Below are 14,443 nucleotides of genomic sequence, written 5' to 3'. Positions count from 1 at the left end.
CGTCCGCCGCGCCCTGCCGCGGCCATTCCTCCTCAGGAGCCGCCATGACTCACGCAGCGCAAGTCGACATCGGCGCGGTCCCCGCCGACAGCGCACAAGAAGGCAGCCGTCCCCCCATTTCCCGGACCATGATCGGGGTCGGCTTTCTGCTGATCGTCCTCTCCTACATGGTCAACGCGATGGACCGCCAGGTCTTTCCTCCCCTGCTGCCCGACATCCGTGCCGAGTACGGGTTCTCCCTGGAGCAGGGCGGACTGCTGGCGACGAACTTCACCCTCGGCATGGCCCTGGCCGGACTGCCCGCGGGCTACCTCCTGGACCGCTTCCGCCGCAAAACGGTCTTGCTGGTCAGCATCGTGATCTACTCCCTGGGCACGATGGCCACGCCCCTGGCGACCGGGCTCGCCGACATGACCCTGTACCGGGTCGTCTCGGGCTTCGGTGAGGGCATGCAGTCCGCGGCCATCTTCGCGGCGATGGGCGCCTTCTTCGCCCACCGGCGCGGCCTCGTCTTCGGTGTCGTCGGCGTCGGCTACTCCGTCGGCGTGTTCATCGCCCCGCTGATCGGCGTCGAACTGATGAGCATGCACGGCACCTGGCACGCGCCCTTCTATCTGTTCGGCACGGCCGGGCTGCTGATCGCCGCCGCCTCCCTGTTCCTCGTCAAGGCCGGACTGACCGAGCGCTCCGTCGAGCGGGTCGCCTCGGCCAAGACCTACGAGTTCATGCCGGTCTCCGCCTACAACCGCAACACGATCGCCCTGACCGTCCACTCCGTCGTCAGCGGCGTGGCCGTCTACGGGTTCCTCGGCCTGTATCCGACCTACCTCATCAGCTCGCTGCACTACTCCGCCGGGCAGGCCGCGCTGGCCATGAGCTGCCTCGGCTTCGGGGGCATGACGGCCGTGCTCGGCGGCTGGCTCGGCGACCGCGTGAACCAGCGCAACCTGCTGATCCTCAGCCTGCTGGCCGTCTCGGTCATCAGCGCGTGCATCTACGGGACGCGGGCCGCCGTGGGGCCGCAGTGCGTGCTCGCCTTCCTCATGGGCGCCTTCGGACTGGGCTTCGTCTATCCCAATACCAACAGCGCGATGCAGCGGGCCGTGCGCCCTTCGCAGATCGGACGCGCCTCGGGGCTCTTCGTCAGCAGCTACTACGGCCCGGCGGCGTTCTCGGGCCTGCTCTTCGCCGCCCTGGTGGAGACCTTCGGGTGGAGCCGGGCAGGGCTGCTCCAGGTCACACTCCTCCCGTTGGCGGGCGTCGCCGCCCTGGCCTTCGTCCGGCCCGCGCGGTTCAACAACGCGATCCGCTAGCGGCACGCCCGCCGGCACACCGAGGGCCTGCCCACCGCCGAGCGGTGGGCAGGCCCTGTCACGTCCGACGGCGGCGGCCGTCAGTCAGTCCGTCCGTCAACGACTCTCGGCCACGACCGGATTGCGCAGGACGCCGATGCCCTCGACCTCGACCTCGACCTCGTCCCCGGGGCGTATCGGACCGACACCGGAAGGCGTGCCGGTCATGATCACGTCTCCTGGCAGCAGCGTCAGGTACCGGCTGAGGTAACTGACGATCTCCGGAACCGGCAGCAGCAGGTCGGCCGTGCTCGCGGACTGCGTGACGGCGCCGTTCACCCGGGTGGTCAGGGAGAGTGCTGAAGGGTCCAGTCCGGTCGCGATGACGGGCCCGAGAGGAGCGAAGGTGTCCTGGCCCTTGCCGATCAGCAGCGTTCCGAATGCGCTCTCCTTGCGCTGGACGACACGGTCACTGACGTCATTGCCGCAGGTATAGCCGAGGATGTAATCCTGCGCTTCGGAGGGTTTGACATGGCGTGCTTCCCTTCCGATGACGACGACCAACTCGCCTTCGAAATGGATCAGTTCACCATCCGCCGGATACACGATCGCCTCCCCCGGCCCCACCACCGCCGTGCTCGGCTTCATGAAGCACACCGGAACCTCGGGAATCTCACGGTCGGTCTCGTCGACATGTGAGGCGTAGTTGTAGGCGAACCCGAAAATCCGGGGTCGCTCGACCGGCGGGAGAATGACGACCTCGGCGGCCCGGTCGACGCACCCCGCGGGGGAAAGCCCGGTGAAGGGATCGCCCTCATATCTGGCGATGGCGAGGTCGCCGGATTCGAGTTCTCCGTAGTAATGCACACCACCGACGGCATATCTGACGATCCGCACGGACACCTCCGCAACTGGGCAGCCGAGGGCGGCTGCACGGCCCATTCAGCAGTGCTAACGTTAGCACGACCGTGTCACTGCTATCGTTGGCACACGCACAGTGACGACACGGGATCGGTCATTCGAGGGGACACCTAACGTGATCACGACCAGGGACATCGCCGAGCGCCTCGGAGTCTCCGTGTCGACGGTGGGGCGGGCGCTCGCCGACGATCCGCGCATCAGCGAGGAGACCAAGTTCCGCGTCAGGCAAGCCGCTTCCGACATGGGTTACGTCGGCAACCGCGCGGCCCGGATGATGCGCGGAGCGTCCAGCAACGTGGTGGCACTGGTGATCCCGGACATCCGCAACAGCTTCTACTCGACCATCGCGCACGAGCTGTCCAAGAACATGGAGGCCGAGGGCTTCCAGCTGATGCTCTCGGAGACCGACGACGACCGGACGGCGGAGCTGCGCCATCTGCGGGAGCTGTCCGCGAACCGCGTGGCCGGCGTCATCATCGTGCCCACCGCCCGCCCGCACAGCGAGTCCGTCAAACTCCTGCGCGCCCTGCCGCACTTGCAGCTCCTGCGCCGGCACCCGTCCCTCGGTTCGCAGTGGTTCGGCGTGGACGACCACGAGGCGCTGCGCCGGGCCACGGCCCACCTGGTGACACAGGGCCACACCCGCATCGCCTACCTCGGCGGCCCGGAAGAGCTGCCCACGGGCACGGAGCGTCTGCGCGGCTTCCGCAGCGCCCTGCGCGAAGGGGGCCTGCCGGACGACGCGGGCCGCGCGGCCCTGGGACCGCCGTCGTCGATCGAACACGGCCGCGAAACGGTACGCCGGCTGCTCCGAGACCCGGACGCGCCCACAGCGCTCGTGCTGGGGTCGATCCAGCTCACCCTCGGCGTCCTCGAGGAACTGTCCCGGCAGGGCGTGAAGGTGCCCGAGGAGCTGTCCGTGGTCGGATTCGGAGACGAGCCCGGATTCTCCTGGTGGGGCCCCGGACTCACCACCATCGGCCTGCCCATCCAGGAGATGGCCACCGGCTGCGCACTGTGGATGATGCGCCGCCTCAAGACCAAGCCGAGCAACGACGGCCCGTACACCTCGGTCTCCCCCGGCTCGCTCGTACTGCGCGGCAGCACGGCACCACCCCCTGGCGGGAAGGCTCCGTCCGGAGCCGCCTGAGTTCGGGGACGGCTCTTCGTCGTCACACCGCGCCACGGGCGGGACCTCGTGACGAAAGGCGCTCGGAGCGATCGGCTCCGGGCGCCTTCGACGCGCTCGGTGGCGGCCACGATCGAGCCCGGCGAGCCCACGCCGCCTGTGCTGTCCGTCCGTCCAGGACAGCCCGGGCTCGCCGGAGTTCTGCCGCAGCGCGACAGTCACGCCAGCGGGTTATGCGAACGATAGCACTTAGAGGCCGCCACCCCAACCGAGGGGCCGCCACCCCAAGGGGAGGATGTGGAGCACCCTGCCCGCAGATTAGGGCGACGCCCCCTCTTGACAGAACTCTCGGCGCTGCGCACGATTGCGCTATCGTTAGCACGATCAGAGCCGCAGTGGATGAGCACTCCCCGTCCCCTGGTCACTCGCGGCCGGGGAGCACCTCTTCGGAGACCGGCCCCTGGCCTCGGACCACGCCCGTTCTCCTGCGCGTGGACATTCCGTACGCCCCCGGCTGCGGCGCGCGCCCCTCCCCTGACGGCAGGCCCGGGCACGGACCGGTGCGCTGATCGTCCGATCTTCGAAAGGTTGCACCGCCATGACAGACGCGCGCATCGCCAAGCTCCACGGCCGCAGGGTGTGGGATTCCCGCGGACGCCCCACCGTGGAGGTCGAAGCGTGTCTGGCGGACGGCGCGACCGGCCGTGCCATCGCACCGGCAGGCGCGTCGACGGGCCAGGGCGAGGCGCTCGACCTGCGGGACGGCGGCAGCCGCTTCGGCGGCCTCGATGTGCGTCGCGCGGTCGGTTCGGTGAACGGCGAGATCGCGCCCGCCCTTCTGGGCCGCGACGCGACCGATCAGGAGGCCGTCGACCGGCTGCTGGTGGACCTCGACGGAACCCCCGACCGCTCTCGCCTGGGCGGCAACGCGATCGTCGCCACCTCCATGGCGGTGCTGCATGCCGCCGCCGCGTCGGCGGACGTACCGCTGTGGCGGCACCTGGCGGGCGAACGGCCGGTCCGCATCCCGCTGCCGGAGATCCAGATCTTCGGCGGCGGCGCCCATGCCGACCGCCGCGTCGACGTCCAGGACTTCATGGTGATGTGCCCCGCGGCTCGGAGTTTCGCCGAGGCCCTGGACTGGACCGCGGAGATCTACCGGACGGCCGGCAGCCTCATGCGCGGCGCCGGGAAGGCCCAGGGCGTCGCCGACGAAGGCGGTCACTGGCCCGCGTTCGACTCCAACGAGGAAGCACTCGAGACGCTCACCCGGGCGATCGAGGCGGCGGGGTTCGAACCCCTGGCGCAGGTCGGCATCTCGCTGGACGTCGCGGCCTCGCAGTTCGGCAGCGGCGGGCGGTACACGCTGGCTCTGGACGACCGCACGCTGGACACCGCGGCGCTGATCGACATGCTGGGCGACTGGATCGAGCAGTATCCGATCCTGTCCGTCGAGGATCCGGTGGGCGAGGACGACACCGACGGCATGGTGGAGTTCACCCGGCGCCACGGCCACCGCTGCCAGGTGATCGGTGACGACTACCTGGTCACGAACGCCAAGCGGGTGGAGGCGGCGGCCACCAGCGGGGCGGCGAACGCCGTTCTCGTCAAGCCGAACCAGGCCGGCACGGTCACGGAGGCGTTCCAGGCGCTGCGCGCCGGAAAGGACGCCGGATTCGGCACCATCGTCTCGGCCCGGTCCGGAGAGACCGAGGACGTCACCATCGCGCATCTGAGCGTCGGGTGGAACGCGGGCCAGCTCAAGGTGGGCTCGTTCACCCGCTCCGAGCGCATGGCCAAGTGGAACGAGGTATTGCGCATCGAGGAGTCCCTCGGTGAATCCGCGGAATTCAGCGGTTGGTCGTCGTTCACATTCGCCGATTCCGGGCCATCCACGACCCAGCCGTAAAACCCTCCAGAAGTATTACAGTCATCGAAATAAAAAGCTGATCGGAGCACGGAGACCAGCATGCTGCCACCCGTCAATCTGCGCCCGAGTTTCAACATCACCCGCGCCTCCCATGTGCGTCTCACCGTGGCCGACCTCGCCGAGAGCCGGAATTTCTACGTGAAGGCCCTCGGGCTCGTCGTCAGCGACGAGGACGAGCGCACCTGCTACCTCCGCGGCCTCGCCGAGGCATGCCACCACAGCCTCGTACTGGAGCTGGACGAGGAGGGGGCCGGCGCCTGCCGGCGGATCGGTTTCCGCGTCTTCTTCGACGAGGATCTCGACGTCGCCTACGCGTGGTTCCGCGACCGGGGGCTGCCCGCGGAATGGGCCGACCTCCCCCACCAGGGCCGCACGCTGCGGGTCGCCGACCCCGTCGGCACGCCGCTCGAACTCTGCGCGCACATGGAGACCCGGCCGAGGCTGCACATCGGCTTCGAGCACTACCGAGGGGCCCACGCGCAGCGGCTGGACCACTTCCAGACCTTCGCGCCGGACACCTACGAGCTGACCGCGTTCTACGGCGAGCTCGGATTCCGGAACTCCGAGTACCTGGCACACGGCGACAAGCTGCTCAGCTCGTTCATGTACCGCAAGGGGACCACCCTGGACCTGGCGCTCGTGGAGAACACCGGCCCCGCGCTCCATCACTTCGCCTACACCGTCTCCGAGAGCCGGGACATCTTCACGGCCTGCGACTGGGCGGGCATCCTCGGCTACGGCGAGGGCGTCGAGCGGGGCCCGGGGCGGCACGGTCCGGGCGGGATGCTCTTCACCTACCTCCGTGACCCCGACGGGCACCGGGTGGAGGTCTTCAACGCCCACTACCAGACGATCGACACCGAGATCGAGCCCGTGCGCTGGGACGCCGGATCGCTCAGCACGAACGTCCGATGGGGATTCCCGGCGCTGGAGAAGTGGTACTTCGAGGCGTCGCCCTTCGCGGGGGTGCCGCAGACGCCGCCCGCCGAGCCCCCGAACCCGATGACGCTCGAGCGGTTCCTGCTCGAGCAGTCCCCGCACTGACCTTCCCGTCCCCCGAGGAGACGACATGGCACGAGTCCCCTACCTGCGCCGCGAGGACGCGGACGAGTCGCAGAAGCCCCTGTACGACCGGCTGGAAGCCGAACGCAAGGTACCGACGGCGAACATCTTCCTCGCCCTGACCCATGCGCCGGCTCAGCTGGACGCCTTCCTGACCTACGCCAACTCGCTGCGCGCCGCGGGCCTCAGCCCCAGGCTGCGCGAGCTGGCCATTCTGACCGTGGGCCACGCGACCCGGTCCGCGTACGAGGTCGCCCACCACCAGTCGCACGGGCTCAAGGCCGGGCTGACCGGCGAACAGCTCGCGGCGGTGGCCGACTTCGAATCGTCCGGCCTGTTCGACGAGACGGAACGTGCGGTCATGCGGCTCGCCAGGGAGTCCACGCTCCAGGTCGACGTCTCGGAGGAGACCTGGCGCGCGGCGGCCGCTCAGCTGACCGACCAGCAGCTGGTCGAACTCTCGCTGTCCATCGCCTGGTACAACTCCGGCGTCCGCATCATGGGTCTGCTGGACATCGACCTCGAGGACAATTACCCGAATCCGTTCTCCGGTTCCCAGTAATTCGGCACCGTACGGCCCGTCTTCTCAGGAGTATTTCAATGGCGAAAATGCTCGCCGCACGACTGCACCGGCTCGGTGAACCGATGAGAGTGGACACGCTCGACGTGCCCACCCCGAGGCCGACCGATGTGCTGGTGCGGGTCAAGGCATGCGGAATCGTGCCGAACATGGCCAACGTGATCAACAACTGGCCCACCTGGTATCCGCACCAGCCGCTGCCCCAGCTGCCCGCGATCTTCGGCCTGGATCCCGCGGGTGTGGTCGAGGCGGTCGGTGAGGCCGTCCTCAACACCAAGCCCGGGGACCGGGTCTATGTGAGTCCGCTGCGGTCCTGCGGCAGCTGTCAGGTGTGCCGCGGCGGCGAGCTCAGCCGGTGCCGCTACTTCACTCTGAACGGCTACTTCAGCACGTCCCGCGACGGCCAGCGGATCTTCGACCTCTACCCGTACGGCGGCTTCGCCCAATACATGACGGCTCCGCAGTACTCGATCGTCAACATCCCCGACACCATGACGTTCGAGCAGGCCGGCAAGCTCGGCTACATCGGCACCTCCTACGGCGCTCTGAGGCACGCCGCCGCCGGCCCCGGTCAGGTCGCGCTGATCGACGGGATCACCGGCACCCTCGGCGTCGCCTCCACCCTTCTCGCGCTGGCCTCCGGTGTCTCCCGGGTCCTCGGCACCGGCCGCAACGAGGAACTCCTCAAGCGGGTCGTGGAGCTGGCCCCGGACCGGATCGAGGTCATGCGGCTGGGCGAGGGCTCCACCGGCGAGTGGGCCAGGTCCCGCACCGGCGGCGAGGGGGCCGACTTCGTCATCAGCGCACTCGGCGCCAAGGCCCCCGTGGAGACGATGCTCGACTCCATGCAGGGCGTCCGCCGCGGCGGCAGGGTGGTCAACGTCGGCGGTGTGGCCGACCGGCTGCCCGTGGACGTGAAGTGGCTGATGGACGAGCAGGTGCAGCTGATCGGCTCCAACTGGTTCACCACCGCGCAGGGCCAGGAGGTCGCCGACATGGTGGCGACCGGAGCACTCGACCTGTCCTACCTGATCACCAAGCCCTTCTCGCTGTCCGAGGTCAACGAGGCGATCTCGGGGCGCGCCGCGGACTTCGACGGCGGGTTCAGCAACTACGTGGTGATCCCCTGAGGCGCCGATCCCCCATACTCACCCCGCGGCGGACCTGTTCTGCCCTGACGCCGCCGCGGGGTGTCCCGGCAGGGCGGAGGAGGTACCGGTGGAACTGCGCTGGCTGGAATCGTTCGTCGTCGTCGCGGAGGAACTGCACTTCGCGCGGGCCTCGGACCGGCTGCACCTCGCGCCGTCGGCGCTCAGCGCCCAGATCAGAGCGCTGGAGTCGCACCTGGGCGTGCGGCTCATCGACCGCGGACGGCGCACCCGCCCGGCCCTGACCAGCGCCGGGCGGCTCTTCCTCGAAGAAGCCCGGTCGACCCTCGCCCAGGCGGCCCGGGCCGAGGCGGTGGGCCGGCGCGCCGGCCGCGGGGAGCTGGGGCACGCGCAGATCGCCTACGTCGCCTCGGCCGCGTTCTCCGGGGTACTGACCGACGTCCTCACCCGCTGCGCGGCCCCCGGCACCGAACTGACCGTGCAGGTACGCGAGTTGGAGACGCCTGCCCAGCTCGAGGCACTGGCCTGCGGGGACATCGACGTCGGCTTTCTGCGCTGGCGGCCGGAGTACCCACCCGACGTCACGGCCACCTGCCTGCTCACGGAACAGGTGGTCCTGGCACTGCCGGCCGCCGCGCCGTTGGCGGCCTACGACGCGGTACCGGCGGCGAAGCTGCGCGACGAGTGCTTCGTGGCCCCGCACTTCGACGAGGAGTACGGCTGCCGTGACCAGATCCTCGACGTCGCGGAGCAAGGCGGGTTCGGCCCGCGGTGTGCTCCCCCGGTGCGCGACTACATCGCGGCTCTGACGCTGGTGGGCGGCGGTCTCGCGGTGGCCCTGGTCCCCGATTCGCTGCGTCGTGTACAGATCCCCGGCGTGGCGTACCGGCCGCTGGCCGACGTGGCGCTGACCACCCGGCTGGTAGGGGCCTACCGCAAGAGGGAGACCTCGCCCGCGGTGCGCGGCGTGATCCGCCGGCTGAGGGAGGCGGCTGCCGCGACGGCCGCCGCCTGACACGCCGATCCCGCCCTCGAACCGGCGCACGTTTGTACGTGGATGACGCACTGTTCGAGCAGGTCAGAGGGGGTCTACCCGGCCTACGCTCGACACCGCGGCACACGCCGTGGCGGCGTCGATCGGCCGCCCAACGACGGAGGACAGGCGGAGAATGAGATGACAGCGATCAAGCACGTGGGCGTGGTGGGCGCGGGCCAGATGGGCCAGGGGATCACCGAGGTGTGTGCCCGGGCCGGGCTGCACGTCACGTTGTGCGACCTGACCGAGGACAGAGCCCGCGCCGGCCTGGCGGGCGTGGCGGACTCCCTGCTGAAGGCGGAGCAGCGCGGTGCCCTCGCGCCCGAGGACCGCGCACACGCCCTGGCCGGGATCTCGGTCACCGACGACCTCTCCCTCCTGGGCGGTGCGGAGCTGGTCATCGAGGCCGCCGTCGAGGACGAGCGGGCGAAGACGGAACTGTTCCGGCGGCTGGGCGAGGTGGTCAGGGACCCGGCGGCCGTCCTGGCCAGTAACACCTCCTCGATCCCCATCGCCCGGCTCGCGGCGGCGGCCGGACGTCCTGGGACGGTGGTCGGCCTGCACTTCTTCAACCCGGTCCCGGTCATGCCCCTGGTCGAGGTCGTTCCCTCACTGCACACCTCGAAGGACACCGAGTTGCGTGTACGTGCCTTCGCGTGCGAGATCCTGGGCAAGCGGACGATCGTCGCGCAGGACCGGGCCGGTTTCGTGGTCAACTCACTCTTGATTCCCTACCTGCTGGCGGCCGTGCGGATGGTCGGCTCCGGTACGGCGACGGCGGAGGACATCGACACCGGGATGACCGCCGGCTGTGCCCACCCTATGGGCCCGCTGCGCCTGGCCGACCTCATCGGACTGGACACCGTGGCGGCGATAGGCGAGGCCCTGTACGAGGAGTACCGGGAGCCGCTGTACGCCCCTCCCCCGCTGCTGCGCCGCATGGTCGAGTCGGGTCTGCTGGGCCGCAAGTCGGGGCAGGGTTTCTTCAGCTACCGAGCCGCGTGACGAAACATCAGAGGCCCACTGGCGGTCCGAGTTCCGACACGCGAGACACGCGAGAAGCTCCCGGCCCCCTCCGTCACATGAACGGAGGGGGCCGGGAGCTTCAGCCGTTGAGTTCCAGGGACCTCAACGGCCCGCGCGGCGGGCGGCCATCTCCTCGGCCAGCACGGGAGCGACCGCGAACAGATCGCCCACCACGCTGTAGTCGGCCAAGCCCAGAATCGGGGCCTCGGGGTCCTTGTTGACCGCGACGATCGTCTTGGAGGTCTGCATCCCCGCGAGGTGCTGGATGGCCCCGGAGATGCCCAGGGCTATGTACAACCGAGGCGAGACGGACTTGCCGGTCTGTCCCACTTGGTACTGGTGGGGGTAGTAGCCGGCGTCCACCGCGGCCCGTGAGGCACCCACCGCTCCTCCCAGGGCGTCGGCCAGTTCCTCCACCACCTTGAAGCCGTCCGCGCCTGCGACCCCGCGTCCGCCGGAGACGACGACGTTCGCCTCGGTGAGGGCCGGGCGGTCGCCCCCGGGCGCGGCACGCCGAGCGGTGACGCGGGCGGATGCCCCCGGGTCGACAGGTGGCAGAGCGAGCTCACGCTCCTCCGCCCGGACGGGATGCTCTTCCGGTTCGAAGGAGCCCGGCCGCAGGGCCATCACCGGCATGCCGTGAGTGACCTGTGCGCGCACGGTGTACGACCCGCCGAAGACGACCTGGGTCACCACGCCGGACGGGTCGATGTCGGCCACGTCGATCAGCAGCCCGGCGTCGAGCCGCGCGGCGAGGCGCCCGGCCACCTCCTTGCCCTCCGTCGTCGCGGAGACCAGAACGGCGGCCGGGGAGGCGTCCACGGCCGCGAGTTCCAGGGCGTCGACGGCCGGTGTGGCGAGAAACCGGTCGGCTTCGGTGGATTCGGCCGCGTAGACCCTGGTGGCGCCGTGCTGGGCGAGGTCCTTCCGGAGGCGTGCCGCGGTGCCGGGGGTGCCCACGACCACCGCGGCCGGCTCGCCCAACCGCCGTGCGGCGGTGAGGAGTTCGTACGTGGTTCGGTGGACACGTGCCCCGTCGTGGTCGACGAGGACGAGGACATCGGGCATGGGTGGCTGCTCCTTGGTCGGGCGGTTCAGACGAGCTTCTGGGCGATGAGGTAGCCGGCCAGTTGCCGGCCGGCCGTGCCGTCGTCGGTGATGCGTACTCCGGCGGCCCGGGCGGGACGCGGGACGGCGTCCACCACCCGGGTGCGGGTCACGAGGAAACCGGGGTCCGCGTCGGGGAACAGGTCGTCGAGGCCGACCGTCCTCACGGGCTTCTTCTTGGCGGCCATGATCCCCTTGAAGGAGGGGTAGCGCGGTTCGTTGATCTTCTCGGTGACGCTGACCAGGGCGGGCAGCGGTGCGTCGAGCGTCGCCTCGCCGTACTCGGTCTCGCGCTCGGCTCGCACCCGCCCCGGCTCCACGCTCAGCTCCCGTGCATGGGTCAGCTGCGGCAGGCCGAGCAGATCCGCCACGATGGCCGGGACCGCGCTCGCCTGTCCGTCGGTCGTCGCATTGCCGGCGAGCACCAGGTCGACGTCCCCCACCGTCCGTACGGCGGCTGCCAGGACCTTCGCGGTGGTCACGACGTCGGCGCCGGCCAGCCTGTCGTCGCGGATGTGGATCCCTCGGTCGGCACCCATCGCCAGGACCTTGCGGAGGGCGTCCAGCGCCGAGTCGGGTCCCATGGACACGACGGTGACCTCGGCACCGACCGTCTCCTTCAGCGTCAAGGCCGCCTCCGCGGCACGCTCGTTGATCTCGTCCAGGACGAGATCGGGGCTCTCCCGGTCGAGGAGGTGGCCGGTCCCGGACAGGGTGCGCTCGGCGGCGGTGTCCGGGACCTGCTTGACGAGTACGACGATGTTCACGGTCGTCTTCCTTCGGTCTGCGGTGGTCAGCGGAACGCCGGATAGCCGGTGATCGCCTGACCCACGACGAGCGTGTGCATCTCGCTGGTGCCTTCGTAGGTGAGGACGGACTCGAGGTTGTTGGCGTGGCGCAGCGGCGAGTACTCCAGGGAGATGCCATTGGCGCCGAGTACGGTGCGGCACTCCCGCGCGATGGCGATGGCTTCCCGGACGTTGTTGAGCTTGCCCACGCTGATCTGCTCCGGGCGGATACGGCCCTGGTCCTTGAGCCGGCCCAGATGCAGGGCGAGCAGCGCGGCGTTGCCCAGGGACACACTCATGTCGGCGAGCTTCCTCTGGGTGAGCTGGAAGGCGCTGATCGGCTTGTCGAACTGCACCCGGGAGTCGGCGTAGTCGATGGCCGTCTGGATCGAGTCACGGGCCGCGCCGACCGCGCCGAAGAGGATGCCGAAGCGGGCCTCGTTCAGGCAGGACAGCGGTCCGCGCAGGCCCTCAGCAAGCGGCAGCCGCGCGGAGTCGGGCAGCCGTACGTGGTCGAAGTACAGCTCCGAGGTGATCGAGGCGCGCAGCGACATCTTCTGCTTGATGTCCTGCGTGGTGAAGCCGGGGGTGCCGCGCGGTACGAGGAAGCCGCGCACGCCGTCCTCGGTCTGTGCCCAGACGGTGGCCACATCGGCGATGCCGCCGTTGGTGATCCACATCTTGGAGCCGTTCAGGACCCAGTCGTCGCCGTCGCGGACGGCCCGGGTGCGCATGCCGGCCGGGTTGCTGCCGAAGTCGGGCTCGGTGAGGCCGAAGCAGCCGATCGCCTCACCGGCGGCCAGCCGGGGCAGCCACTCCTGCTTCTGCTCCTGCGAACCCCACTTCCAGATGGAGAACATCGACAGCGAGCCCTGCACGGAGACGAAGCTGCGGAAGCCGGAGTCGGCCGCCTCCAGTTCCAGACAGGCCAGGCCGTAGCTGACGGCGTTCGTCCCGGCGCAGCCGTACCCTTCGAGATGCATGCCGAGCACGCCCAGCTTGCCCAGTTCAGGAGCGAGTTCACGGGCGAAGTGCGCGTTCTCGAACCACTCGCCGAGGTGCGGGCGCACCCGGTCGGCGAGGAACCTGGCGACGGTGGACTGGATCTCACGTTCCTCGTCGGTGAGGACGGAGGCGATGTCGAGCAGGTCGAGGGGGTCCTTCATCGGCTTGGCGCCGCTCATCGTGTGCTCCTGGTGGTAGCGGTGGTGGGTTCGGGGGTGAGGGGTGACAGGGATGGTCAGCACGGGGGGAGAAGCTCCGTCGTGTGCTGACCCAGGCTCGGTGGCGGCAGGCGGTACCGCGCGGGTGTGGCGCTCATCGCGACAGGGTTCGCGACCTGCGGGAAGGGGCCGCTTGCTTCATCGGCGGATGCGGCCGGGAGGTCGACGATGCCGGGGAGGCCGAGCTTCCGGGCGAAGGCGAATGCCTCGTCGAGCGTGTTGACGGGGCCTGCGGGCACTCCCGCGGCCAGCAGGACCGCCGACCAGTGGTCCGCGCCGGCGGCGCCCAGTCGTTCCGTCAGGACGACCCGCAGTTCGCTGCGGTGGGCGACGCGGTCGGCGTTGGCGCGGAAGCGTTCGTCGAGCGCGAGACCCGGAGCCCCTACGACGTCGGCGAGGGCCGCGAACTGCTTGTCGTTGCCCACCGCGATCGCGATCGGGCGATCGGCGGTCGAGAAGGTCTCGTACGGGGCGATGCTCGGGTGCGCGTTGCCCATGCGGCCCGGAACCACACCGGCGACCGCGAAAGCCGATGCCTGGTTGACCATGGCCGACAGCAGCGAACTGAGGAGATTCACCTCCACGTGCTGGCCCTGCCCGGTGGCGTCCCGGTGCCGGAGGGCCGCGAGGATGCCGAGCGAGGCGTGCAGTCCGGTGATCACGTCGACCAGGGCCACGCCCGCCTTCACCGGCTCCCCCGACGCCTCCCCGGTCACGCTCATCAGACCGCCGACGGCCTGCACGAGCAGGTCGTAGCCGGGGATCGCCGCGCCGGCGCCGCCGCCGAAGCCGCTGATCGAGCAGTAGACCAACCCCGGGTGCCGGGCGCGGAGTTCGCGGTGGCCCAGCCCGAGCCGTTCCATCGTGCCGGGCCGGAAGTTCTCCACGACCACGTCGCACTCGGCGACCAGGGAGCGCGCCTGTTCACGACCGGCGTCCGTGGCCAGGTCCAGGACGACCGACCTCTTGTTCCGGTTCACGCTCAGGAAATAGGTCGACGTACCGTCGTGGTCCGCCGGCGGCTGCCAGGCCCGGGTGTCGTCCCCGATGCCCGGCCGCTCGATCTTGACCACGTCGGCGCCCAGGTCGGCGAGGAGCATGGTGGCGTACGGCCCCGCGAGAACCCGGGAGAAGTCGGCGACGCGCACCCCGCCCAGTGCGCCCCGTCCGTCCGGCGTGTTGTCCTGGGTGCTCACGCACCCTCCTCTCAGATCGTCCCGCTCGCCGGTGGCTCCGCGGG

The 14,443-nt window shown here is 70.0% G+C and carries 13 protein-coding genes; 8 read left to right on the top strand and 5 right to left on the bottom strand.

From position 1 onward, the window contains the following. Nucleotides 1–44 precede the first annotated feature (44 nt). Nucleotides 45–1,313, top strand: coding sequence for an MFS transporter (locus tag AC07DF_RS09950; protein WP_478968849.1), 1,269 nt, complete (start codon nucleotides 45–47; stop codon nucleotides 1,311–1,313). 96 nt (nucleotides 1,314–1,409) lie between these two features. On the opposite strand, the gene AC07DF_RS09945 is transcribed toward AC07DF_RS09950, so the two are convergent. Then, nucleotides 1,410–2,189 carry a fumarylacetoacetate hydrolase family protein gene (locus AC07DF_RS09945; RefSeq protein ID WP_478968847.1) on the bottom strand — a complete coding sequence of 260 codons (780 nt, stop codon included), beginning with the start codon at nucleotides 2,187–2,189 and terminating at the stop codon, nucleotides 1,410–1,412. Between the two features lie 139 nt (nucleotides 2,190–2,328). Between AC07DF_RS09945 and AC07DF_RS09940 the strand changes: the two genes are divergently transcribed. The 7 genes from AC07DF_RS09940 (at nucleotide 2,329) to AC07DF_RS09910 (ending at nucleotide 10,064) form a co-directional block, all read left to right on the top strand. Beyond that, a complete protein-coding gene (locus tag AC07DF_RS09940; protein WP_478968845.1) occupies nucleotides 2,329–3,363 on the top strand; it encodes a LacI family DNA-binding transcriptional regulator in 1,035 nt (344 codons plus the stop codon). Nucleotides 3,364–3,940: 577 nt separating this feature from the next. Next, nucleotides 3,941–5,251 (top strand): phosphopyruvate hydratase, encoded by a 1,311-nt coding sequence (eno, locus tag AC07DF_RS09935; protein WP_478968843.1) that lies wholly within the window; start codon nucleotides 3,941–3,943, stop codon nucleotides 5,249–5,251. 60 nt (nucleotides 5,252–5,311) lie between these two features. Further along, nucleotides 5,312–6,316: a VOC family protein gene (locus AC07DF_RS09930; protein WP_478968841.1), complete on the top strand. Its 1,005-nt coding sequence runs from the start codon at nucleotides 5,312–5,314 to the stop codon at nucleotides 6,314–6,316. A 25-nt stretch (nucleotides 6,317–6,341) separates the two neighbouring features. Continuing rightward, nucleotides 6,342–6,896: a carboxymuconolactone decarboxylase family protein gene (locus AC07DF_RS09925; protein ID WP_478968839.1), complete on the top strand. Its 555-nt coding sequence runs from the start codon at nucleotides 6,342–6,344 to the stop codon at nucleotides 6,894–6,896. A gap of 38 nt (nucleotides 6,897–6,934) precedes the next feature. Then, nucleotides 6,935–8,044: an alcohol dehydrogenase catalytic domain-containing protein gene (locus tag AC07DF_RS09920; protein WP_478968835.1), complete on the top strand. Its 1,110-nt coding sequence runs from the start codon at nucleotides 6,935–6,937 to the stop codon at nucleotides 8,042–8,044. An 88-nt stretch (nucleotides 8,045–8,132) separates the two neighbouring features. Continuing rightward, a complete protein-coding gene (locus AC07DF_RS09915; protein WP_478968832.1) occupies nucleotides 8,133–9,038 on the top strand; it encodes a LysR substrate-binding domain-containing protein in 906 nt (301 codons plus the stop codon). Between the two features lie 159 nt (nucleotides 9,039–9,197). Beyond that, nucleotides 9,198–10,064 (top strand): 3-hydroxybutyryl-CoA dehydrogenase, encoded by an 867-nt coding sequence (locus AC07DF_RS09910; protein WP_478968828.1) that lies wholly within the window; start codon nucleotides 9,198–9,200, stop codon nucleotides 10,062–10,064. 123 nt (nucleotides 10,065–10,187) lie between these two features. Here AC07DF_RS09910 and AC07DF_RS09905 read toward each other — a convergent pair whose 3' ends face one another. From AC07DF_RS09905 to AC07DF_RS09890, 4 genes are read right to left on the bottom strand one after another with little or no spacing between them, the layout of a single operon-like run. Next, nucleotides 10,188–11,153, bottom strand: coding sequence for an electron transfer flavoprotein subunit alpha/FixB family protein (locus tag AC07DF_RS09905; RefSeq protein ID WP_478968824.1), 966 nt, complete (start codon nucleotides 11,151–11,153; stop codon nucleotides 10,188–10,190). 26 nt (nucleotides 11,154–11,179) lie between these two features. Continuing rightward, complete coding sequence (locus AC07DF_RS09900) at nucleotides 11,180–11,959, bottom strand: electron transfer flavoprotein subunit beta/FixA family protein (RefSeq protein ID WP_478968821.1); 780 nt, start codon at nucleotides 11,957–11,959, stop codon at nucleotides 11,180–11,182. 26 nt (nucleotides 11,960–11,985) lie between these two features. Beyond that, entirely contained in the window at nucleotides 11,986–13,164 is a 1,179-nt protein-coding gene (locus AC07DF_RS09895; protein WP_478969484.1) for an acyl-CoA dehydrogenase family protein, read from the bottom strand. Nucleotides 13,165–13,220: 56 nt separating this feature from the next. Then, nucleotides 13,221–14,399: a CaiB/BaiF CoA transferase family protein gene (locus tag AC07DF_RS09890; RefSeq protein ID WP_478968819.1), complete on the bottom strand. Its 1,179-nt coding sequence runs from the start codon at nucleotides 14,397–14,399 to the stop codon at nucleotides 13,221–13,223. Nucleotides 14,400–14,443: the final 44 nt, after the last annotated feature.

The sequence above is a fragment of the Streptomyces sp. NPDC044719 genome, assembly GCF_056433405.1.
This window is presented reverse-complemented; position numbering and strand designations above follow the sequence as displayed.

Coding starts and splice junctions, on each gene's coding strand:
- AC07DF_RS09920 (WP_478968835.1), top strand. CDS start 6,935: ATGGCGAAAATGCTCGCCGCACGACTGCACCGGCTCGGTGAACCGATG.
- AC07DF_RS09895 (WP_478969484.1), bottom strand. CDS start 13,164: ATGAGCGGCGCCAAGCCGATGAAGGACCCCCTCGACCTGCTCGACATC.
- AC07DF_RS09910 (WP_478968828.1), top strand. CDS start 9,198: ATGACAGCGATCAAGCACGTGGGCGTGGTGGGCGCGGGCCAGATGGGC.
- AC07DF_RS09905 (WP_478968824.1), bottom strand. CDS start 11,153: ATGCCCGATGTCCTCGTCCTCGTCGACCACGACGGGGCACGTGTCCAC.
- AC07DF_RS09930 (WP_478968841.1), top strand. CDS start 5,312: ATGCTGCCACCCGTCAATCTGCGCCCGAGTTTCAACATCACCCGCGCC.
- AC07DF_RS09950 (WP_478968849.1), top strand. CDS start 45: ATGACTCACGCAGCGCAAGTCGACATCGGCGCGGTCCCCGCCGACAGC.
- AC07DF_RS09925 (WP_478968839.1), top strand. CDS start 6,342: ATGGCACGAGTCCCCTACCTGCGCCGCGAGGACGCGGACGAGTCGCAG.
- eno (WP_478968843.1), top strand. CDS start 3,941: ATGACAGACGCGCGCATCGCCAAGCTCCACGGCCGCAGGGTGTGGGAT.